The following is a 24,433-nucleotide window of genomic DNA, read 5'->3' as shown; positions in this document are numbered from 1 at the left end:
TTTACAATATCACTCAGTATTATTAATGACGAAAATGCCTTATCCCTGTAAAAACCATTGCAATATTATGCTGGTCTGCAACTGAAATGATTTCCAAATCTCGTATAGATCCCCCAGGCTGAATAACGGCAGTAACCCCCGCCTTAATGGCCTCTAGAATACCATCAGGAAAAGGATAAAATGCTTCTGAAGCAATAACAGCACCACTCGTTACAGATTTAATTCCTTCTTGTGCAGAAATTCCTTGAGATTTTATCGCCGCAAAACGAGTCGAGTCTACTCTGCTCGTTTGACCAGAACCAATTCCAATAGTACGACCTTCTTTAGCAAAGACAACGGCATTAGATTTGACATGTTTTACTATCTTAAGAGCAAATTTCATATCACTCAACTCTTTAGGAGTTGGGCTTCTTTTTGTCACTACCGTCAACTCTTGATCATCCACCACATTATTATCACGCGTTTGTACGAGAATACCACCCGAAACCGTTTTAAACACAATATCTTGAGCACGAGGATCAGATAACTCAAATGTCTTTAAAAACCGCATGTTCGGCTTCTCGGAAATAACAACCTCAGCCTCCTTAGAAATGTTAGGAGCTACAATAACTTCAGTAAAAATTTTTATTACTTCCCGCGCGACTTCTTGGTCTAGTGCTTGATTAAATGCAACAATTCCACCAAATGCAGACATAGGATCACATGATAATGCCCGACGATATGCTTCAAGAAGGGTATCGGCAATTGCTACACCACATGGATTAGTGTGTTTTACAATCACACAAGCGGCACAATCTTCGGAACTAAATTCTGAAACAAGTTCATACGCAGCATCAAGATCATTGATATTATTATACGAAAGTGGCTTTCCTTGAACCAAAGTAGCATTGGCTATTCCGGATTTTTTATTAAGGATAGAATAAAGTGCGGCTTTTTGATGAGGATTTTCCCCATAACGCATCTCTTGCTTCTTTGTGCCAGTAATATTCAAATAATCAGGGAAATCCTCATTTTTGGCATTTGCAAACCACCTGCAAATCGCCGCATCATAAGAAGCAGTTCTAAAAAAAGCTTGTAAAGCCATTTTTTTTCGAAAATTAAGCAACACCTTTCCATTATTGGATTCCATCTCAGATAGAAATAATGGATAGTCTTTTGAATCAGTTAAAACAGTCACATAATCATGATTCTTAGCAGCTGCTCTAATCATAGATGGGCCACCAATATCAATGTTTTCTACTATGGTATGATACTCATCTTCCCTCAAACAAGATTCTTCAAATGGATATAAGTTAACAACCACAAGATCAATTGATTCCAATCCATGCTCCCGCATAGCCATCATATGTTCTGGATTATCACGAATACCCAATAGCCCCCCATATATCTTAGGATGTAAAGTCTTGACACGCCCATCCATTATTTCAGGGAATCCTGTAATGTCAGAAATATTTGTGACCGGAATATTTTCTTTTTCAAGCAGTTGACAAGTTCCACCTGTTGATACGAGTTTAATCCCCCATGAAAGTAGTCGCCTAGAAAATTCAACAATACCAGTTTTATCATATACAGATATCAGTGCATTTTTTACCAAAATTTCATCGGAACCACAATATTTTCTATGAGAAAAATCCATGAAAAGATCCCTATTTTATATAGTACTTAAAAGATAATGAGCTATCATGCCCAACGTTTCCAACATATAAAAACAAAATCATCCCTATTTTTGAGAAAGTCACTAAACCGATTGATTGAACTTTTTACAAAAATGACAAAGTGTAACTATCATGTCAATTAATATAATTATAAACACAATATCCCCCTCTTTTAAAGGCTATATCCAACAAAAAATCATCCTTCATAATTTTAAAAAATGATAATGACAAACAACATCCTAACTATAGAAAAATTCCAATATTATCATTAATTTTGAACAATCAGCCGACGCAATGCAACAGCAAAGAAACCATCCATCCCTGAAGGCACTCCTTCAATCTCTCCCAACATGTCTGGAGTAATACGAAGCCATCCTTCAGGGGTAATCGCCATAGCCATATTATTCCAACTAGCATTGTTCAAGGACATTATCTCAACTGGAATCAACGAAGATCGAAGAACTTTCCGTACAACATCTTCACTATCTTGTTTGTCTAAAGAACAATTGGAAAAAACAACGATTCCTCCAGGCTTGACAAGAGCCAATCCATGTAAAAGCAATCTTTCTTGGAAACATGCCGACCTTACGATATCTTCCGCATCTCTCGTCCATAATACATCAGGATGACGCCTCATTGTCCCCGTAGATGAACAAGGAGCGTCTACAAGAACAGCATCAAATAATTTTTTAGGACGATAATCAAAGGCATCACCTTCAATGATATTATCAGCGCACAAACGCAACCTATTCAAATTATGTTGAAGTTTTTCTAAACGATTATTTGAAATATCAAGAGCTGTCACTTTCGCCCCCGACAAAATAAGTTGAGCGGTCTTTCCCCCAGGAGCAGCACATAAATCCAAAACAGAAAGACCATTTAATGGCCCAAATAGTTGCACAGGAATAGAAGCTGAAGCATCCTGCACCCACCACACACCTTCCGCAAATCCAGGAAGAGAAGAAACCGATCCCCGAAATTCCCTGAGACGTATTCCTCCGGTAGGCAACACAACAGCATTTAATTTATTCGCCCATATTTCAATATCAGACTTTACTGTTAAATCAACATAACTAGGGGTAAGACAAGCCTGAGATATACAGTAAGTAGATTCCTTTCCATAGAAGTCTTCTAAACGTTTCTTAAACCATTGAGGAATAACTGATATGCTTGAAAAACGCTGTAATAATTCTGTTTTTTCTCTGGAAACTCTACGCAAAATAGAATTGACAAGATTTGAAAAATGCCGATTTTCTTGATCGCGCTTAGCTTGTTCTACTGCCAAATCAACAACAGCATAATCCGCAACATCTAAATAAAGAATCTGAGCAATAGAAATGCGAAATAACTGCCGCAAAGATTGTTTTTTCTTTGAAAGAGAAGATACCAGCAACAAATCAAGAACAGCATCAATACGAGGAAGAAAGCGCAACGTTGTGCTTAAAATAGCACGAACTAATGCCTGATCCTTATGTGAAAGCTTCCGAAAGGCAATATCTCCACGCTCTGGATCCAACAAACAAGTTAAAGAAATACGTTTTCTCGTTACACAAGATAATAAATGAGCAGCAACAAGACGTGCATTCATCCCAGATTTCAACAATACCACCAATCTACAAACATCGTATCTTATCCTTAGTGTTAATAAATTATAGGGAAAAAACAATACTTCGCCACAAAGAAAGGAACACACAGTACATAAATGTTCCTACAAAATAACATGATTGGCATTATATCCATACTGCAATATCACGATAAAAATAACCTATATGCCCTCAATCCCCTAGAGCAATAACATCTATCAACCAACAAATAAGTTCGTATCATATAGCATGCAATATTACCAAAAATATTCTATAATAAAGTTCATTGTTCAATGATTATAATGTTTTATCCGCCCATATTCAAAAAAAAAAGCAAGATGGTTCATGTCCCTATTTTTAAACCTTTGCAAAAATTTCTCAATGCTGTAGGAGAAGATAGAGATACTTTCGTTACTTCTTCGCACGGCAAACATTTTTTCACTCTTAAATCTTTTGGGAACTAGTTTAAAAGCAGAGGCGCAGAAGCAAGGTTACCTATGAATGTACGATACATGGATTTAAGAGGAGCAACTATTTAGCCAATGCAAGAGCTAATCCTCATGAACTTATGGCAATGTATGGATTGGTCGACAATGGGAATGGCTTTATATATCAGAGAAGTTAACCTGAGAAAACTTACCTAAAAACAGCGACAATAATAGCAGAATTTGCCAAAAAAAGTTAGAAAGTGTATTTTATAATCAGTTCATTCTACTTATTTTTATTTTGGCACTAATTTTGCCTAATCTTAAGCTAAACACGTGAATATAAGTTATAATGACCAATACCATCATTCAAAATAAATACAGATCATATGAAAAACGAAAAAGTCGAGGATTTATGAACAATAATACAACTAAAAAATCGAAAGAAACTCTTTCTTCTATCGCAAAACGCGCCCTAGAAGAAGCACGTCAACGTCGCTCAGCTGAAAACAAAAACGCTAAACATCCAGTAGAAATAGGAGGAAGAGACGGTCCCGACCCTACTCGTTTTGGAGATTGGGAAAAAAACGGATTATCAATAGATTTCTAGTATCATTGTCCATAAAAATTGCATTTAATCCCTTCCTTTAAAAGCAAAAAATTGGAATGATAAATCACCAATATTTCAATTATTCATAAAATTACATATACGTAAATCGAGATGTTAATTAAATAAACTTGAAATAGATTGCTCTTGGAAAGTTCTACTAATAGCCTCTCCTAACAACTGAGCAATAGTAAGAACACGTATTCTAGGAGAAGATTTAACTAAATCCGTAGGCTGTATAGAATCAGTAATAATAAGCTCTTTTAGCTTAGAAGATTCTATGCGTTTAATGGCGGATCCCGACAAAACACCATGCGTAATATAAGCCGCTACACTCGAAGCCCCTTGTTCATACAAAGCATCGGCGGCACCACAAAGCGTTCCTCCAGTATCGACGATATCATCAATAAGAATACAGTCTTTCCCTCTTACCTTCCCTATAACATTCATAGCCTCAATTTGCCCTGGATGTTCACGCCTTTTATCCACGATTGCAAGCAAACATCCCAATCTTTTAGCGAGTGCACGGGCACGCACAACTCCCCCCACATCGGGAGAAACAACCATGAGATTCGCAATATCATGGCATTCTTTAATATGACGCTCTAAAATTCGTAAGGCATATAGATTATCGGTTGGAATGTCAAAAAAACCTTGGACTTGTCCTGCATGCAAGTCCAACATCATAACACGATCAGCGCCAGCCTGTGTAATCAAATTTGCAACTAATTTGGCAGATATAGGTGTACGAGGACTAGGCTTCCGATCTTGTCGACAATATCCAAAATAAGGAATGACCCCTGTAATACGCCCCGCTGAAGAACGACGCGCAGCATCGATCATAATAAGCAACTCCATTAAGTGATCGTTAGCTGGACAAGAAGTAGACTGAACAATAAAAACATCTTCTCCTCGCACATTTTCCCCAATTTCCACAAATACTTCTCTATCAGAAAAATATGTGACCGCAGCCTTTCCTAAAGAAATACCCAAGTAATCACAGATATCTTCAGCAAGACGCTTATTGGAATTACCTGCAAATATTTTCATATACAATATACCCTATTTAAAACGTAAAACGATTTCTTTAAACGCAACTTGTCCACCCTTTTCATCTTCCCAACATTTAATGATCTATATATAAATCCAAACCTACATGGAAAATATCTTTTACATTACGCAATTCACTTAAAAGATAATCAAATAAATTGTGATGATTCCCTTCTAGTATTTTTTGCAACAACCAAAATAATCTATTCTTGAATATACATATCTCTTTACAAATATATCAAGATACTTTTACTTGATTAATGTCTTCAGGGAAATACAAATACCTTTTTTGTCAATAAAAACCCTTAAAAACAATCGCAATTCACAAAAGGCACCAAGTCTACCTTCCTGTGAGAGACAACTAATACCTTAAATAATTCTCCCATACTTTTGTCGTCAGAAGGCATCCCCACTAAACGTCTAACAGAATCCAATAAAATATCTGCTCTATCTGTGTTTTTCATAAGAGAAAAAACCCTCTGCCAAATTCCAAGACATTCTAAAAATTTACCCTGCTTTACACATCCATTGATATATAATTTGCGTAAAATAGAAATTGAAGATAACCGCTGAAAATCAACATGACTGCTCAGATCTGCCTGTCCTGGATGCATTAATGGTGGATCATATTTATGCCCTTTAACTGCTTGCAGCGTATCACCCATGCCAGATTGTAAATGCCCATAATCAATCACAATTGCCGTGCCCCCCTCACATACTAATCTATCAGCAATAGATTGTATTGCGGAATCTCGGCATGGAGAAGTTTCTAATATCATACCAGGAAAATAATCATTAAACGGAGAAACAGGCGATGTTATCGCATTTTTTCCTATGCCAAAAACGAGCAACTCATGGTGATCTATATCAATCATGCGTTCACGCATTCCATCATTGGTTATAACAAATTGTTTGATTGGCAAACTATCAAAAAATTCATTCGCCATAAGAAAAGTAAACCCTGGCGGAACATCAGAGATACCAACACACCAATTTATCTTATCTCCATAAAATGAAAGATTCTTCTTTTGAATCGAAACAAGTCTTTCGCTATTCTCGATCATATAAATCGATAGGATAGCAAAAAAATCAGGCCTTAATTTGCAAATGGTGCGCAAAACATCCAACATCATGGTCCCCCTACCCGGACCCATTTCTATTAATCTAACACACCGTGGGAATCCATGCTGTTCCCATGCAAAAATCAAAAAGATCGCTAACATCTCTCCAAAAATTTGACTTATTTCTGGAGCAGTAACAAAATCCCCATCCACTCCAAATGGATTACATGTTTTATAATAGCCAAACTCAGAATCTGAAAGACATAACGAAAAATATTGATCAATAGTAATCTGACCATTTCTTTTGATGAGATCTACTATCTTTTGATACAATCCAGTCTTCACAAACATTCTCTACTTTTTGTTCGCACCGCCTGGAAAACAATCCAAATCCCAATAATCAGTGTCAGAATAGATAATACCATCCCCATTGTTACCCATCCGTCCAGTAAGTAGCCTAACTGATAATCTGGTTCGCGGAAAAATTCCATGCCAATCCTTGCAATAGCATAACAAATAGAAAAGACACCCGCCGTCAATCCCGGCTTTTTAAGAGCACCATGATAAACCATCCACTGCATAATCAAGAAAATAACTAATCCTTCAGAAAATGCTTCATATAACTGACTTGGATGACGTGGTAAATCGCCCCCATTAGGAAAAACCATAGCCCACGGGACCCAAGAAACTTTCCCCCATAATTCACCATTGATGAAATTAGCAATACGCCCTAAGAATATCCCAACTGGCGCAGATGCCGCAATAAGATCTAAAAACACCCAAAAAGAAAATTTAAAAATGCGTGACAAAACAAACAAGGATAAAAACGCACCTATCAATCCACCATGAAAAGACATACCTCCCTCCCAAAGGAAAAAGATATGTAATGGGAACTCCCAGAATATTTTCCAGTTATAAAAAAGCACATATGCTATACGACCACCGACAATCATACTTACAACTACCCAAAAAGAAAATTTTTCTTGGCAATCATCTGTCTTATAGACAAGATTCTTATGATTTTGCTCTTCTGTCCATAATAAAGGCTTGTCTAGCAAATATCGCATGTACCAAATGCCAAAAAAAATACCAACTAAATAAGACAATCCATACCAACGTATAGCAAGAGGACCTAATGATATTGCAATAGGATCAATATTTGGATACATCAAAACAGATAACAGCATGATTGGGTTTCCCATTTATTATTTTTTAAATTGCTTCATAAGCACTTAATGCTATCCTCATATTAATGATAGACCAAGAAGAAAAAATTCTTATTAATGCTACGACATCATAAATCCAACATACCTTGTTATTGCCATAACAATACGATACAATAAGTCTTTTTAGTCATCTTTGTATTAGGAATAGAGCAATGTCATTTAAACCCGACCAAATTTTTAATCAAGCTTCTCGTCTGGCCGATTGTGCATCTAGTGCTTTCCAAAACATATCCAAGGAAGCAGAATCTTTCGCTCAAGTAAAGCTCCAGAAAACATTGAATTCTATGGGAGTTGTGCGTTCAGAAGATGTTGAAGCAATTAAGAGCATGATATCTAATATTCGTGAAAATCTAACGTCTGTTTGTGAACGTTTAGAAACCATTGAAAAACAACTTGCAGACTTTAAATCCCCCGCAAAGAAAAAAGAAAAAGAATAATTTTTACTGTTTAATATGGACAATATATCTTGTCTTGTTTGCTTTAATATATGATCACCTTATTGTACCTAACGATAAATCCGCTGCAAAAATAACAAAGTTGTTAGTGAGGCAAAGCAAGGCATATTTAAAAATAAAAAGAAGATTTAAGACACCCTAAAATGAAATGTATTCTTCACATACCTATATCTAAAACACTCTAAAGAACCCCTCGTATCTCCCAATTACTTTAACAACCAATGTCAAAGAATAGATTGTCTCAATTTATCAAGAGGATATCAAAATAAAAACTTTATAATTTTTTATAAAATGTGCTCGTAAGAAAATAATTTAGGATATGTTATCCACTTGTACATCTAGCGATATAATAGAATATACTTTGTCTTTCTCGAAACCAAACGTTACTTATGACAATACAAAAAATATAGTAAAATTGATTGTTCAACCGCATTCTATAAAATAGCCTGCGAAAGCAGAATATCCTCAATAGTACGACTGTTTATGGTACGGTTGAGTGGATTCGAACCACCGACCTCAGGTGCCACAAACCTGCGCTCTAACCAACTGAGCTACAACCGCATAACAACATCACAGCAAATCCTAAAAGTACACCATATTCTGTAAATCATTGTTTAACATACAAAAATATATTCAGCTCTTAAACTGTATACTCTCATCTTATAACAAAACAAGATCTAAAATATCTCGTTAACCTTAATAGTAAATTAACGTTAATGACTACAAATTTACGCTTTCAGATCCCATGCTTGTTGGGTATTCTTATGATTAGATAGATGCCGAATGGGCGTCAACCCCCTTTTCTTGAACTTAATACATACTGTGGATACAAAATGCTTATCACACAATATCTTTTTATGAAAAAAATTGCCAATTTATATAGAAACTTAACGCAATGCAAAGCACTGTCTTTTTTAAATCAGCATTTTGTAAAAAAAGGTTGGATCAGCCAGATAGCACATTGTTTGTTGGGAAATTTCCTTGTTATCACTACTTGCTACAATAAAAAGATTCGTTTTGTTAAGGATTTAAACAAACCCAGCTTATCAGTACGAAAGTTAGAATATTGTATTGCTTCCTTGTTACAATTTTTTATTAAAAAGACCAACACAAACATTCAATTTGCAATATATCCCGTTAAAATAGACATAGAACAAATTCATCTTATCAGATCTAATAATGATGCATGTAAAGTCATTTATATATTCATAAGTAATGTATTATTCAAAAAACAAGATCATTATGCATATATAGAAATGAAAACCCAAAATCCTATTATAAAAGAGAAAAATATTTTTTCTAAAATATTCTACTATAAATATCCAATTATTATAAAAAATATAACTGTTATTATAGATTTTTTCTCGACAAAAAAACTTAAAACCTAACATGTGCCTATAAAAACCGAAAAATTTCTGAACTATTCTAGAAAGTACCAAAGGTTCAAAGATGAGTATTGATTCTATTACATTAAATCCCCCAAACAGTCCTACAAATAACTGTAAAAACACTTCCAAGGATTTGTCTCTCAAGGAGACAATCAATAATTTGGGAATAAGAGATTCGCACAAAGGCAATCCCTGCAATCAAAATCATTTGGAACAATCCAGCCCTACGGGTCAAAACCATGCTCCAAGAACACAGATCAGTTGTTCCAGAAATCTAGAACCAGAAAATTCGTTTTTATTCGATTCAAGCCCACGTACAGTTCGATTTACATGGAAAATAGATGCTCAAGGGCATTTGAACGCAGTTTCAGAAGAATTATCTCAAACCATTGGAACATATGCCCTTAAAATGATTGGTATGCATCTATGTGACATTAATCATATTCTTCAAATTGATTCTAAAGACCATCTTTTCGACCTTTTAACGCAACAAAATACTTGGTACAGTAAAACAACTTTCTGGCCAATTGAAGGAACCGATTTACATGTACCAATTGATCTCGCCGCTCTACCAATATATTCTCGCGATCGTGAATTTGTTGGTTTTAAGGGATTTGGAATTATTCGGGTGAATCAAACGAAGAATGATCCAAAAAAATTAGGAACAACACTAGGTGAAAAATTCTCCCAATCACATGAAATAAAAAAAGTTCATTCTTTCATTAAAAAAGAAAACTCTCCTTCCTTACCTTACCAAACAATTCCAGCGCATCTTGATATTAAAGACAGGGGGTCTTTTCCTTCTGGATATTTTCCAAAAGACAAAGATGATAATTTAGCAACAAATAAAAAAAACTACTTTTCGAAGAGAGATAATTTCCATACTATTAACTTAAATCAATATATAGAGAAATATCCTCACCCAAAAGAAAGCTTTGAAGATTCGTTTCAAATCAATCATCCATCATTATCTACATATTTTGGCGAAGGAGAAAATTTAACACCAGAAATTGTTGACAAACATCCGATATCTCTTTTTGTATGTTCAAAAGAACGTTTGCTCTATGCCAGCCCTTCTTTCCTCCTTCTCGCAGGCTATAAAAGCGTTGAAGACATAGAAAAAGTAGGGGGAGTATCCATGTTATTAGATGCCCAGAAATTATCGAACGGCAATACACATGGCTCTATTACCTTACATCGCTCTGATGGAACAAATATTGCTGTATCAGCTCATTTACATACTATTCAGTGGAATAGAGAAAATTCACTTGCTATGACTTTTGTTCCTTTTGAAAAAAACAATAAATTATCTGATCATATCTCTCAAAATGAGATAAAATCAGGATATAATAATACAAGAACTGATGCGAATAAAATGGAAATTGAGATAATGCAATTATGTTCCATCTTAGAATCAACTTCTGATGGCATCGCTATTGTTAACAGAGATGGAACGATTCTTTCTACTAACCGTGCAATCGGCACGTTATTTGACTATCCCGCACAAGATATCATTGGAAAACCATTCAAAATTTTTTTTACACACGATAATCAGATTATTATGAATCATTGTATGGCAGAAATTTCATCTATTGATCTAGGAAAGACACTAGAGAAAACTGCTGTTGGCTGCACAAGAGAAGGAAAGCTTATATCTCTACGCATTACTATGAAAAAACTTCCCTTCTCTGCCTGTTATTGCCTCATATTGCATGATATTTCTGAATGGAAACAGGAAAAAAATGAGTTGTATCATGCTAAAAAAATGGCAGAAAAAGAAAACTCTCATAAAAACGATTTTCTAGCACGAGTGAGTCATGAAATTCGCACCCCTCTGACTGCTATTATTGGCTTTTCTGAAGTTATAAAAAATCAAAGATTTGGACCTGTAGGTAGCCCTCGTTACATAGAATATGCTAATTATATAGACCGATCTGGAAACCTTGTTCTGGATATTGTCAATGATCTTCTTGATATATCAAAAATTGAATCTGGCAAAATGAACTTTCATTTCGAATCAGTGTCCTTAAATGAGACAATTTCTGAAGCAATTTCTTTAATGGAACTCTATGCGAATGAAAAACGTATCCTCGTACGCACTTCCTTTTCTAATGATATTCCCCCAATATTTGCTGACCTACGCTCTATAAAACAGATAGCACTGAATATATTATCAAATGCGATTCATTTTACGCCTTCAGGAGGACAAATTGTCATTTCTACTGCATATACAAGAAATAAAGAAGTGGTTTTACGCGTCAAAGATACTGGGATAGGAATGACAGATTATGAATTAGAAAAAGCCATGAAACCTTTTGGACAAATACCTAATTCTCAACAGGTACGTGGGGAAGGAACCGGTTTAGGATTGCCTCTTACTAAAGCAATGGTGGATGCTAATATGGGTAAATTTTCGGTTTTTTCAACTCCCTCAAAAGGAACTTTAATAGAGATTATTTTCACACCACAAAAAACTGCATAAAATGCATCAAGAAAAAATTTTGAGCATCATTCTAAGATATTCTCAAGTGTTTTTTAAATAATATTGTTTGTTTTGCTATTTAAAAACAACAAATATAGATAGGGGAAAACGTTACTTTATAAACTTTTATAACTATCACCTTAATTGATGTTGAAAATTATTCCCATTCAATAGTTGCAGGCGGTTTAGAGGTTATATCATATACGACTCTACTAATTCCCTTTACTTCATTGACTATTCGCGTAGACACTTGACTGAGAAAATCCATGTCGTGGTGATAAAAATCTGCAGTCATCCCATCTCTTGATGTTACCGCCCTCAGAGAACAAACACACTCATAGGTACGTTCATCACCCATCACCCCTACCGTTTGAATGGGCAATAAGACAGTAAATGCCTGCCATATTTCATTATAAATTCCTGCTTTACAAATTTCCTCACAATAAATAGCATCAGATTCACGCAAAATATTTATTTTTTCCTCAGTGACTTCTCCAATACAACGAATAGCAAGCCCCGGACCTGGACATGGATGGCGATCTATAAAACTATCAGACAATCCCAATTCCTTACCAAGAAGACGCACCTCATCTTTAAAAAGATCTCTTAATGGCTCGACAAGATCCATATTCATGTATTCAGGCAATCCTCCTACATTATGATGCGATTTTATAACAGATGAAGGCCCACCAAAGAAAGAAACACTCTCAATAACATCAGGATATAAAGTCCCTTGTCCAAGAAATTTAGCACCACCTATTTTTTCTGCCTCTTCTTCAAAAACTTCTATAAATAATTTTCCTATAATTTTTCTCTTATCTTCTGGATCAATAACATTTTTCAGTTTTCCAATGAATCTCTCTGAAGCATCTACAACTATCAATGGAAAATCCGGATATTTCTTAAATAAACCAACAACATTATCCACTTCGTTCTTACGCATAAACCCATGATCAACAAGCACACAAGTAAGATTTTTCCCTATGGCCTCATAGATCAAAAATGCAGCAACAGAAGAATCAACTCCTCCAGATAGGGCGCAAATTACACGTTCATCACCCACTTGTTTCTTAATACAAGAAACAATTTCCTTGCGATAAGAAGACATAATCCAATCACCTTGGATACCAGCAACATCACGCACAAAATTAGCTATTAATTGAGATCCACCTTCTGTATGAACAACTTCTGGATGGAATTGAACAGCATAATATTTTCTCTTTTCATCCGCGACAAAGGCAAAAGGGGTGTTGTCCGACGATGCAATTACCTCGAATCCTTCTGGCATGCGCTCCACTTGATCACCATGACTCATCCAAACCTGTTGTATAGAATCCTTTTCCCATAGGCCTTTTAATAATGAGCAATCTTTTTTTATCTCAATGAAAGCACGACCAAATTCACGATTCTGCGACTTTTTTATTGTTCCTCCAAGAGACGTACACATAATCTGCTGTCCATAACAAATTCCTAACAAAGGAGTATTTGATTCTAAAATCTCTTGTGGAATTTGAGGGCTATCAATATCCAAGGGTGAAGCAGGGCTACCTGATAAAATAATTGCCTGAGGCCTTGTCTTTCTAAAATAATCCAAAGCACATTCAAATGCTATTACTTCACAATAAACTTTGTTTTCACGTACACAACGCGCAATTAACTGAGTGAACTGACTTCCAAAATCAATAATAAGAACCTTATTTGATTTTTTCCCTGCGTGCATCATAGCCTTTCATTTTTTCTCAAGAATTCTAACTTACTGAAAAATTCAACCAGTTTAATCATAGAATGGGAACTACTAATCTCAATAATTCTGTAGCCTATTAAATATTTAAAATAATATACAGGCGGAATAAAAGAGAATATTAAAATTCATTTCAATTCAACTATTTAAATTCTGCAATCCACTAACTTTTACACGGTCAATATTATGACCTTGAAGTCGTATAATCTCAAATCTGATATTCATCTCCATAAAAACCTCTTTTTCTTGCGGCAAGTGCCCTAGTTTCCAAAGAATGAATCCAGCCAAAGTAGAATAACGATCGTCTTCATCTACTAAATCAACTCCAAATAATTTTGAAGCGTAACGTACATCAATCCAACCATCAACCGTTAAAGAACCATCTTCCCCTACCGTAATATCAAGCTTCTGATCATCTTCGTCGGGAAAATCTCCTGCAATAGCTTCTAGAATATTAGCAGGTGTAATCATACCTTCTAAAACACCATATTCATCTAACACCATAACAAATGTCTGCTCAGATTTACGCAAACGTTCCATTAGTTTTAAAACACTAATATTCTCATGGACGACCAACGGCTTTCTAATAGAGCTTTCTAAATTTATAGAACCTTCTTCGAGAAGATCTCGTAATAAGCCACGCGCTGATACTATCCCAATAAAATTATCTAAAGTTCCTTGAGCAATAGGAAATCGAGAATGCCCTAATTCAAGAATTTTATACTGTAAATCCTCATCAACGCAATCCATATCAAGCCATACAATATCCGTACGAGGTGTCATAATTGATTTTGCAGGACGATCAGCAAGAGTTAGAACACTTTGAACCATATCTTTTTCCTGATCTGATATGATTTGCTTTTCATGTTTTGGAAATGAAAGCACATCAGAATTCTTCTTAAAACCTGGCTGTATAGGCTTTCCCCCTAATAAACGCAATACAGCATCAGCAGCACGCGCCCTCAAGCGCGAAGTAGACATAAGCCGTTCACGATTACGTCTTGCCACTTGATTAAAAAATTCAATGATGCCGGAAAAAGCTATAGAAGCATAAAGATACCCTTTGGGTATCTCAAAATGCAATCCCTCAATAATCAGCAAAAAACCAATCATCAACAAAAAACCAAGACAAAGTATAACGACAGTCGTATGCTGTGAAATATAGCGTATCATTGGCTTGGATGCCGCCATCATCATCAATGCAGATACAACTACTGCAATAGCCATAACAGAAAAATCTTCTACCATACCGATAGCAGTTACAACACTATCTAGAGAAAAAATAACATCTAGAACAACTATTTGCAGAACAATGATTTGCCAAGATATAGGGCTAAAAAATTTATGCTTTTTATCAAACTCATCCCCTTCTAATCGCTCATGCAACTCTATGGTTCCTTTGAACAAGAGGAATAATCCACCAATAACCAGCACAATATCACGCCCAGAAAACGCTAAGCCTCTAAAAAAGAACAAGGGCTGCTGAAACATAACTATCCAATAAGAGATTGTAGCAAGTAAGGCAATTCGAGTTATCATAGCAAAAGTCAACCCGAAAAACAGTGCTTTGCCTCTTTGAGCCAAGGGCAATTTCTCTGCTAATAGGGTTATAAATATTAGATTATCTATGCCAAGAACAAGCTCAAGGACTATCAGAGTAGCAAGACCAATCCATACGTAATAATCGTATATCCAACCAAAAAACATCAAATCAAACTATAAAATCAGGTTGCAAAACAATAAATCCAAATTTCCTGGATCTAACCCCCTCGTATTTTGGAAGGGAAAAATTAGTCTTATAGCAATCATATTTGAGCAAATCTTCACAAAAAACCACAATAGTATTTTAAAAAAGGAACGTAAACCGCAAGCAAAAAAAATTATCATTCCTCATTAAAGAAATAATAATAAAAATATCCAGTCTAACTCTCAATAGCCCCTATGATTTCTTAAAGGACTAGCGTATTATTCAGCATGTCTACTTTAAAATAAAAGAAAATGCAATATCTCTTCAATTTGACTGGGGAAAAATATTCTTAATTTTTTATAATGAAGCATTCTTTTTCCTTGTCAAAACTAGCGGGAAGATAGCACCTCGTTCTGAATATAATCAAGCTATCTTAAAAATAAAACTATTAGAAAGGCAATGGTTTATGACATTCGTCGTCACTGAAAATTGCATATTATGCAAACACACAGATTGTGTAGAAGTTTGTCCTGTTGATTGTTTTTATGAAGGGGAAAATTTCTTAGTAATTCATCCAGAAGAGTGTATAGATTGCGGAGTATGTGAACCCGAGTGTCCCGTTGACGCCATCAAGCCCGATACTGAACCAGGATTAGAAATGTGGTTACAAATCAACTCAAAATATTCTTCTCAATGGCCAAACATCACAACTAAAAAAGCCAGCCTACCTAATGCCGCCGAAATGGATGGAGTTGAAAACAAATACGAAAATTATTTTTCTCCCAAACCCGCTAAGAATACTTAAAGTGCATACATTGATATAATAAAAAATTTAACTATTTATATATTATTTTACATGATGAGAAAAGTTAATTCTTGATTAGCATATATTTTCTGATATAATGATGATATCTTTGAATCTTTCATGACCTTTCTAAGGAGCCTATGTTTCTTATAGGAATGTTCTTTTTTTTTCAAAAATGACGTTGATCATTGGATTTATAGTGGATTATCGAGAATGTTGAAAAAAATAATCTTAATGATGTTTTGACTACTCGCTGATCCCTATTTTAATATTTATGTATATGAGGGGGTTTGATGACGGTCCAACAAAAAAAATCTATGATGCGTCAAGGGTTTAAGACTGGTGAGCATATTGTGTATCCCACCCATGGAGTGGGGACTATTACAGAGATAAAAGAACAAGAAGTTGCTGGCATGAAGCTGGAATTTTTTGTTATTGCATTTGATAAAGACAAGATGTGTCTGAAAGTTCCCGTAGGGAAAGCAATTGATATTGGTATGAGAAAGCTTTCAGAAGCGCATTTTGTAGAACGAGCTCTCAAGCTAGTACGTGGCAAGGCGCGGGTCAAACGTACAATGTGGTCTCGTCGCGCACAAGAATATGATGCTAAAATAAATTCCGGAGATTTAATCGCCATTGCAGAAGTTGTTCGGGACTTATACCGCACAGAAAATCAACCTGAAAAGTCTTATTCTGAACGCCAGTTATACGAGTCAGCCCTGAACCGCATGGTCAGAGAAGTTGCGGCTGTAAACAGTATCTCTGAGCCAGAAGCCATTGATCTCATTGAGGTCAACTTATCTTCAAAAAGACCTAAGGACGAAAAACCAACGAACGAAAACCAATGCAAAGCAGCGTAGTATTTTTATACTAAAAACATTGAAGACGCTGTTCATTTCTCAAATATAAGTTAGTGAATTTTTTATTTTTTACTTTGGCCGTTCTATTGATTATTATCGAACAACAGAGTAATGACTTATTCTCTAATTTTTAGTTATCCCGCCTTGATATTTCTATCTTGTTAGATCTAGGATAAACTTGAACAGCATTTCAAAAATCAAATATAATCAAAAGAAATTATAGCATTGATTTTCAAAGGTCATCGTATTATAAAATAATTCGTATATTTGATCATTCCAAACATACTGATAACAGGAAGTTTGTATATTTTCTAGATTCGTAACGTTTTATGTGATTGTGTAAATACTTGTAAATACAAAGGAAGTAAGGACCTATGAGTCAAGAAGAATATAAATTGAAAACGATAACTCGTGAGAAAGTTGGGAAAGGATCCTCACGTTTGTTACGCAGAAATGGTAAAATTCCTGCTACCATTTATGGAAATATTTCGAGTCCTAAATCAATTGCGTTATCTACAAAAGATATATCTAAAAGACTATACAGTAAACATTTTATGACGACCATCTTCACAATTGATCTTGGAAAAGAATCGATCCGCGTTCTTCCAAAAGATTACCAACTTGATCCCGTAAGTGATGTTCTTATCCACATGGATTTTCTACAAATATCTGAAAAGTCAACTATCTCTGTACAAGTACCTATTCGTTTTATCAATCAAAACAAATCTCCCGGACTTAAGATGGGTGGAAGCCTGAATATCATTTGTCATGAAATCCCCCTACTTTGTCCAGCGAATAAAATTCCTGATTCTATCTCTGCTGATCTTGATGGATTAAAAATTGGCGATAATATCCATATGACAGATATACGCCTTCCTGAAGGAATTACTTCTGTATCACATGCTAATTCTACAATAGCAAAAATCTCTGCACCCATATCGAGCTCTTAACGTAAAAATCTTTATTTTTTAAAAAATAGATTTACGCGGATGGCTACTTTTATTTTTTTATATATTTGAGATCAAATTCTTAGAAAAAATTTTACAAGCCTTACTTCACAACGATACACTGTAATAAGCAATATAAGGAACGATTTCCTCATCAACTGCATACAAAATTTATGTTTTTCAATTATAAAATTTTATTTTAGATACATGCAAGCACGGTGTAGTTTTAAGTAAAATTGTTATTATCCTACTTTTTTAAGATTGCCCTTTAGGCTTCTCTACTATCCGCAACCCCAATTCACGAAGTTGACTAGAAATAGCGGGAGATGGTGCTCCCATTAAAAGATCACAAAAATTCTGATTCATTGGAAATAACGATACTTCCCGCACACTTTTAGCCCTCAAAAGAAGCATGACTATGCGATCAATGCCTGCTGCCATACCTCCATGTGGAGGCATTCCATATTGAAATGCACGATACAATCCTCCAAAACGACTTTCGACAGCTTCTTTACTGATTCCCACATTAGAAAACGCTTGAATCATAATATCAGACATATAATTCCGAATCCCTCCCGAAGCGATCTCAAAACCATTACAAACTAGATCATATTGGAACGCTTTAACAGACAAGAGATTATCTCCTTTAAGAGATTTCATCCCTCCTTGTGGCATTGAAAATGGATTATGGGCAAATTCTATTTTTTTCTCTTCTTCATTCCACTCGTAGAAAGGAAAGTCTACAATCCAACATAATTCAAAACGATTAGAATCAATCATCCCCAGCTCTTGTGCGATATAATTTCGTGCATTAGCAGCAAATGCACAAAATTTCAGAGGATGCCCCGCAATAAAAAAACATGCATCTCCATCTTGCATATCAAGCATCGCACGAATAGATTCCGTACTTTCAATATTCAGATGTTTTGCAACTGGTCCCGCTCCTGTTACATTTCCCTTTTCATCCAAACGCCAAAAAATATAAGCAAGACCAACCTGTCCTTGTGATTGTGCCCATGCGTTCATCCGATCACAAAAAGCGCGGGTTCCACCTTTTTTAGCCGGAATTGCCCAAACTTCATATTCTGGATTGGAAGATAACATCTTAGAAAACACTCGAAATTCAGAACACGCAAAATGCTCGGTAACATTATTCATAATAATCGGATTTCGTAAATCAGGTTTATCTGTACCATATTTACGAATAGCATCATCATAGCAAATTCTCGGAAAATTTTGACTTACTGGATACCCCTCCGCAAATTCTTCGAATAAACCACGTAAAACATTTTCCATGGTATTCAAGACATCTTCTTGTTCTACAAAACTCATCTCAACATCAAGTTGATAGAATTCCCCTGGGAGTCTATCTGCCCTAGGATCTTCATCTCGGAAACAGGGAGCAATTTGAAAATAACGATCAAATCCAGATGCCATCAATAATTGTTTATATTGCTGCGGTGCTTGAGGGAGAGCATAAAAAGAACCTTGATTTACTCTACTTGGCACAAGAAAATCTCTAGCTCCTTCTGGAGAAGAAGCTGTCAAAATGGGAGTAGAATATTCAATAAAATTCTCCGCAATCATTCGATGTCGCATAGAAGAAATAATATTTGCTCGTTTTACAATATTCTTATGCAAAGTATCTCGACGTAAATCAAGGAATCGATATTTAAAACGAATATTCTCCGGATATTCTCTTTCACCAAAAACTGGTAGAGGAAGCTCTTCTGCTACAGACAGAACTTCTATCCCCTGTGCATACAACTCAATCTCACCAGTTTCAATATTAGAATTAATAGTCTCTGCAGTTCTAGACATAACCAATCCATCAATGCACACAACCCATTCACTACGCACAGATTTAGCTATATCAAAACAAGAAGATTCTGGATTGGCGACTATTTGCGTTAGCCCATAATGATCACGAATATCTAGAAAAATAATTCCCCCATGTGGACGAACACGATGTATCCATCCTGATAAACGAACAAAAGAACCAACATCAGAAACCCTAAGATCCCCGCAAGAATGAGTACGATAACGATGCATTTATACTGAAAACCTCATAATATCCAATACTTATTCACAATATTGGCAACAACCATTAATATATATTGGCAAATCTGCTCAGCAAAACTCTACCCGAAACATGTAATACTATTTTTATAATAGTTCAGCAAATAAAAAATCACCTACTCACCATTGTTCGCATAAATATTACAAGTAAAATTTATCAAAAAAAACCAGTAATGCACACGATACACGGTTTTTGTTGAAAATCCTGTTGACATCAATTACTAGAAGCAGATTGACCTGATTCTTTTCTCTGACGCATGAAATCCACAAAAGTAGAAAAAAGGTAATAGCTATCCTGCGGACCCGGAGAAGATTCAGGGTGATATTGAACAGAAAAAACCGGACGATCCACAAGACGCAAACCGCAATTACTATTATCAAATAAAGAAATATGAGTTTCTTCAAGTCCTGCAGGCAAAGTATTTGTATCTATTGCAAAGCCATGGTTCATAGATACTATTTCCACTCTTCCATTCGATAAATTTTTAACAGGATGATTCGCGCCATGATGCCCTTGATACATTTTAATGGTTTTAGCTCCAAGAGCTAGGCCCAATAGCTGATGTCCTAAACAAATACCAAAAATAGGAATCCCTGAATCGACAAGTTTGCAAATGACTGGAGAAGTATACATAGCCGTCGCAGCTGGATCTCCCGGACCATTTGAGAGCAACACACCATCTGGGTGAAGAGACAAAATATCTTCGTAAGAAGTGTCCGCACTCATTATGGTTGTCTTACAACCTAGATTAGCCAAAATCTTCAAGATATTGCTTTTAACGCCATAATCAATACAAACAACATGATAATGAGCATCATTTGGATTTAAAAAAGAAGGAACTTCTCCCCATTTCCAAGATTTTTCCAACCAATCTCTTTTTTGAAATACTGTAGCACGCTTTGCTAATTCAGCACCTTTGAGACCCGTCCAATTTCTTGCACGCTCTTTCAGATCATCAAGATCAAATTGACCTTCTGGATGATGAGCAATCACAGCATTTGTTGCTCCATGCTCACGTATCCAAATTGTTAAAGCCCTTGTATCCACTCCTGACAAACCAATAATTCCACAAGATTTCAACCAAACATCTAAATGAGTATTCGCACGATAATTTGATGAATCTGTAATATCAGCTTTAATAACGAGACCTGCTGCTCCCTGAAAATTTTTTGTAGAAAGAGACTCGAAATCTTCATTATTCACACCTACATTACCAATATGGGGAAAAGTAAAATTGACTATTTGTCCTAAATAAGATGGATCAGTTAAAATCTCCTGATATCCAGTCAAAGATGTGTTAAAACAAACTTCAGCCTGAACAAAACCTGTCGCACCGCATCCCATCCCTTCAATAACACTACCATCTGTAAGCACTAAAACTGCGGTATGCTTTTTTATTGTCCACGGCAAATTCACAATCATGGAGTTGATCCCTTCAAATAAAAACATACATCCATTATCATAATCGCTTTAAATGCTACTATAATCCAATATCCACTCTAATAATTAATAGTACATAGAAATCTATTCTTTAATTATTCTATTTTACAATCTTATACAATTGGATTACAATCAACTTATCATGACAATTTGTTTCTATGATAGAAAAATATAATTTTAATAGCCCTAAGTCAATTTTATCTTTAAAGAGATGCGGAAAGCTCAATCTAGATCTTTTAAACTATTTTCATTAAGATGATAATCAGCTAATTGGAATTTGATATTCTTAAAGACAAATAAATTGATGATTAAGAAAATGTGAATTAAAATTGATGGTTTGTGTATTTTAATTTTAATCCCCACGTGAGTATCTTTTATAGTGTTTTATGCTCTTATAATTTCTCAAAATAGAGTATATATAGATTGAAACAATGAGGAGAAGGTGATGAAATCTAACAAGGATACGAGTTCTTGCAAAGAAGGATGTAAAATAAAAAAATATGGCTATAAGTTAATAGTTCCCCTACTCATTCTAATTGTCCTATCTTTAGCATCGTGGCTTTATTTACATGGCTCGTATAATAAACCTAAAAATCCTGCTGGAGAAGATTTTTCTCAAGCTATTAGTTTATTAAACAACAATAAGTTAGACGATGCTCGCATTGCTTTCGAAAAAATACTATCCTATGACAATAGATCCTATGATTCTATTGCTAATATGTACATAGCTTCGATACTCGTCACTAAAGGCGATGTTAAGAGCGCTTCCGAAAAATTTTTAAAAGTTGGAAATGATGATTTAGCTCTTCCTGTTGTTCGTTATACAGCCATTCTCCATGCTGCATGGATCCTAGTTGATACTGTGTCATATGATGATATTTCAAAAATACTACAAAAATTAATTGATCCCTCAAATCCAATGCATCCGGCTGCAAATGAAATTCTTGGGATTTCTGCAATGAAATGTGGTAAAATTGAAAAAGCAAGATCTATTTTTGAGGAAATAGTTAAAGATCCAAATTCACCCCCTGGTATTTCAACGCGTAGCCAGATAATGCTTGCAAACATTATTGCTTCTAACAAGGAAACAAAAAAACAATCAGCTTAATATTATGACCTGTACAATTGCTATTGTCGGATCCCCTAACGTAGGAAAGTCCACTCTTTTTAATCGCCTTGTTAAAAGGAAAATGGCGATTGTTGGCGATTGTCCTGGAATGACGCGTGATCGTTTATATGGAAAAGCAATAATCAATGGGTTTGAGTTCAACGTTATTGATACCGCTGGAATAGAAAATGAAAATAGTCATTTTATTGCTAAGCAAACTAATGATCAAACAGAGATTGCGATTGATGAAGCTCATCTAGCTCTTTTCTTGATTGATTCTAAATCCGGTATTACACCCTACGATCACTTGATTGCGAAGTTTCTCCGGAAAAAAAACATACCCATTATTATTGTTTCCAATAAAATGGAAACACACATCGCTCAAAGAAATTTTCACGATATCTATTCCTTTGGTTTTAAAGAAATTGTAGAAATTTCTGCTGAACATGGGATAGGTATATCAGATCTCTATAGCGTCATTATAAAATTATTCAAACAACAATACCCCGATTACCAGCTAGAAATAAAAGAAAATCCTACAAAGACCAAAACTTCGCAAGATAAAAATATACTCATAGAGGGAAAAGAACCTACAGATTCAAGTAATATTTCATCTAAACCTTTACGCATTGCGGTAGTAGGAAGACCCAATGTTGGAAAGTCTACTCTTATTAATCGTTTACTCGGCTATAACCGTGTATTAATAGGACCTAAAGCTGGTACTACGCGCGATTCAATTCCCATAAGCTGGGAGTGGAAAAATCATCCAATAAAAATATTTGATACAGCAGGGATGAGAAAACCTTCTCGCATTATTGAACAAGTAGAAAAAAAATCAGTAACAAAAAGCATGCAATCTATCCGCGTTTGTGAAACAACTATTGTTCTTTTAGATGCCACAGTTCCTTTTGAAAAGCAGGACTTACGTATAGTTGATTCTGTTATTAATACGGGACGTGCTGCTGTTCTTGCCTTTAATAAATGGGATTTGGTAACAACAGACAAATCAATTTTGTTACAGAATCTACGTATAAAAGCAACAAATAATCTACCACAAGCTGGGAATATTAGAATAGAGGCTATTTCGGGACATACAGGAGAAGGCCTAGATAATCTCATGGCATCTGTATTAGAAATTAACAAACTATGGAAAACTCGCATTTCAACTAGCCGTCTCAATTCTTGGTTAGAACAAACTCAGTTAAAAAATCCTCCTCCAACAATTGCTGGTCGTTATCACCGTTTAAAATACATCACACAAACACAATCATCTCCACCTTCTTTTGTCATATTTTGTAATTCTCCCAAAGAAATACCCGAATCCTATAAAAGATATTTGATAAATAGACTACGTTTCGATTTCTCTTTATCAGGAATTCCTATTCGAATCCGTTTCCAATCATCTAAAAATCCGTATATTAAAAAATAATATTTTCTTGGACTGTTAAAGGCATTTTCAAACAATACTTTCGCTATAGTATATCATATTCATAATCAACAAATAATTTGTTCAATTAAATATTGTTGTCAAAAATAAAGATATTTTCCAATCTCCACATCAACGCATCTTTTAAGAGGTATTATTACGATTTCTAAAAACAAGATTCAAAAATAAATCCTCAAAATACCATTAAAGTACTTAAACTAGGATCCTTAGAGCATCTTACCATCTTACATGAAAAGTCCATGCGCTCTATCTTTCGTTCTCCTGACTCCATCAATAACATTATTAGGCATACGTATACTTACAAATAACAGGGAAAAAATATACTCTTAGGAGAGTATATAGATGCCGATAAGTCGGATTACCTCTTTGAAAAGCTTCAACTCTTT

Annotated in this window: 17 protein-coding genes and 1 tRNA gene; 8 read left to right on the top strand and 10 right to left on the bottom strand. The window is 35.1% G+C overall.

Features of this window, described 5'->3' with window-relative positions; genetic code table 11:
- Positions 1-22: 22 nt before the first annotated feature.
- Both purH and CKC_RS01945 read right to left on the bottom strand, forming a co-directional pair.
- Positions 23-1,636, bottom strand: coding sequence for a bifunctional phosphoribosylaminoimidazolecarboxamide formyltransferase/IMP cyclohydrolase (purH, locus tag CKC_RS01950; RefSeq protein WP_013461809.1), 1,614 nt, complete (start codon positions 1,634-1,636; stop codon positions 23-25).
- A 287-nt stretch (positions 1,637-1,923) separates the two neighbouring features.
- The gene (locus tag CKC_RS01945) at positions 1,924-3,264 is read right to left on the bottom strand and encodes an RsmB/NOP family class I SAM-dependent RNA methyltransferase (protein WP_407059604.1); all 1,341 of its coding nucleotides are present in this window, start codon (positions 3,262-3,264) and stop codon (positions 1,924-1,926) included.
- Between the two features lie 814 nt (positions 3,265-4,078).
- On the opposite strand from CKC_RS01945, the gene CKC_RS01940 reads away from it, so the two are divergent.
- Entirely contained in the window at positions 4,079-4,273 is a 195-nt protein-coding gene (locus CKC_RS01940; protein WP_013461806.1) for a DUF1674 domain-containing protein, read from the top strand.
- A 114-nt stretch (positions 4,274-4,387) separates the two neighbouring features.
- On the opposite strand, the gene CKC_RS01935 is transcribed toward CKC_RS01940, so the two are convergent.
- The 3 genes from CKC_RS01935 to lgt all read right to left on the bottom strand — a co-directional run bounded on the left by CKC_RS01935 (position 4,388) and on the right by lgt (position 7,568).
- Positions 4,388-5,320 carry a ribose-phosphate pyrophosphokinase gene (locus CKC_RS01935; RefSeq protein WP_013461805.1) on the bottom strand — a complete coding sequence of 311 codons (933 nt, stop codon included), beginning with the start codon at positions 5,318-5,320 and terminating at the stop codon, positions 4,388-4,390.
- A 305-nt stretch (positions 5,321-5,625) separates the two neighbouring features.
- The gene (locus tag CKC_RS01930) at positions 5,626-6,732 is read right to left on the bottom strand and encodes a class I SAM-dependent methyltransferase (RefSeq protein ID WP_013461804.1); all 1,107 of its coding nucleotides are present in this window, start codon (positions 6,730-6,732) and stop codon (positions 5,626-5,628) included.
- Positions 6,723-7,568 (bottom strand): prolipoprotein diacylglyceryl transferase, encoded by an 846-nt coding sequence (gene lgt / locus CKC_RS01925; protein ID WP_013461803.1) that lies wholly within the window; start codon positions 7,566-7,568, stop codon positions 6,723-6,725. Before lgt ends, CKC_RS01930 begins: the two co-directional genes overlap by 10 nt.
- 191 nt (positions 7,569-7,759) lie before the next feature.
- On the opposite strand from lgt, the gene CKC_RS01920 reads away from it, so the two are divergent.
- The gene (locus CKC_RS01920) at positions 7,760-8,044 is read left to right on the top strand and encodes an accessory factor UbiK family protein (RefSeq protein ID WP_013461802.1); all 285 of its coding nucleotides are present in this window, start codon (positions 7,760-7,762) and stop codon (positions 8,042-8,044) included.
- 502 nt (positions 8,045-8,546) lie between these two features.
- On the opposite strand, the gene CKC_RS01915 is transcribed toward CKC_RS01920, so the two are convergent.
- A tRNA-His gene (locus CKC_RS01915) sits at positions 8,547-8,623 on the bottom strand.
- A gap of 888 nt (positions 8,624-9,511) precedes the next feature.
- Between CKC_RS01915 and CKC_RS01905 the strand changes: the two genes are divergently transcribed.
- Positions 9,512-11,932, top strand: a complete 2,421-nt coding sequence (locus tag CKC_RS01905) for an ATP-binding protein (protein ID WP_013461800.1) — start codon at positions 9,512-9,514, stop codon at positions 11,930-11,932.
- Positions 11,933-12,089: 157 nt separating this feature from the next.
- Here CKC_RS01905 and guaA read toward each other — a convergent pair whose 3' ends face one another.
- On the bottom strand, positions 12,090-13,652 hold the full coding sequence (gene guaA, locus CKC_RS01900; protein ID WP_013461799.1) for a glutamine-hydrolyzing GMP synthase: 1,563 nt from the start codon (positions 13,650-13,652) through the stop codon (positions 12,090-12,092).
- Between the two features lie 159 nt (positions 13,653-13,811).
- The gene (locus tag CKC_RS01895; RefSeq protein ID WP_013461798.1) at positions 13,812-15,380 is read right to left on the bottom strand and encodes a TerC family protein; all 1,569 of its coding nucleotides are present in this window, start codon (positions 15,378-15,380) and stop codon (positions 13,812-13,814) included.
- Between the two features lie 446 nt (positions 15,381-15,826).
- Between CKC_RS01895 and fdxA the strand changes: the two genes are divergently transcribed.
- From fdxA to CKC_RS01880, 3 genes are all read left to right on the top strand, one after another.
- On the top strand, positions 15,827-16,165 hold the full coding sequence (gene fdxA, locus CKC_RS01890) for a ferredoxin FdxA (RefSeq protein ID WP_013461797.1): 339 nt from the start codon (positions 15,827-15,829) through the stop codon (positions 16,163-16,165).
- Between the two features lie 293 nt (positions 16,166-16,458).
- Positions 16,459-17,025, top strand: a complete 567-nt coding sequence (locus CKC_RS01885) for a CarD family transcriptional regulator (RefSeq protein WP_013461796.1) — start codon at positions 16,459-16,461, stop codon at positions 17,023-17,025.
- 374 nt (positions 17,026-17,399) lie between these two features.
- On the top strand, positions 17,400-17,975 hold the full coding sequence (locus tag CKC_RS01880) for a 50S ribosomal protein L25/general stress protein Ctc (RefSeq protein ID WP_013461795.1): 576 nt from the start codon (positions 17,400-17,402) through the stop codon (positions 17,973-17,975).
- A gap of 252 nt (positions 17,976-18,227) precedes the next feature.
- On the opposite strand, the gene aspS is transcribed toward CKC_RS01880, so the two are convergent.
- Together aspS and carA are read right to left on the bottom strand one after the other, a co-directional pair.
- Entirely contained in the window at positions 18,228-20,024 is a 1,797-nt protein-coding gene (gene aspS / locus CKC_RS01875; protein ID WP_013461794.1) for an aspartate--tRNA ligase, read from the bottom strand.
- Between the two features lie 241 nt (positions 20,025-20,265).
- A complete protein-coding gene (gene carA, locus CKC_RS01870) occupies positions 20,266-21,474 on the bottom strand; it encodes a glutamine-hydrolyzing carbamoyl-phosphate synthase small subunit (protein ID WP_013461793.1) in 1,209 nt (402 codons plus the stop codon).
- A gap of 463 nt (positions 21,475-21,937) precedes the next feature.
- On the opposite strand from carA, the gene CKC_RS01865 reads away from it, so the two are divergent.
- Both CKC_RS01865 and der read left to right on the top strand, forming a co-directional pair.
- On the top strand, positions 21,938-22,600 hold the full coding sequence (locus CKC_RS01865; RefSeq protein ID WP_013461792.1) for a tetratricopeptide repeat protein: 663 nt from the start codon (positions 21,938-21,940) through the stop codon (positions 22,598-22,600).
- A gap of 4 nt (positions 22,601-22,604) precedes the next feature.
- Positions 22,605-24,029 (top strand): ribosome biogenesis GTPase Der, encoded by a 1,425-nt coding sequence (gene der, locus CKC_RS01860; RefSeq protein WP_044054069.1) that lies wholly within the window; start codon positions 22,605-22,607, stop codon positions 24,027-24,029.
- Positions 24,030-24,433 lie beyond the last annotated feature (404 nt).

It is taken from the genome of Candidatus Liberibacter solanacearum CLso-ZC1 (assembly GCF_000183665.1).
Classification (GTDB): domain Bacteria; phylum Pseudomonadota; class Alphaproteobacteria; order Rhizobiales; family Rhizobiaceae; genus Liberibacter; species Liberibacter solanacearum.
This window is presented reverse-complemented; position numbering and strand designations above follow the sequence as displayed.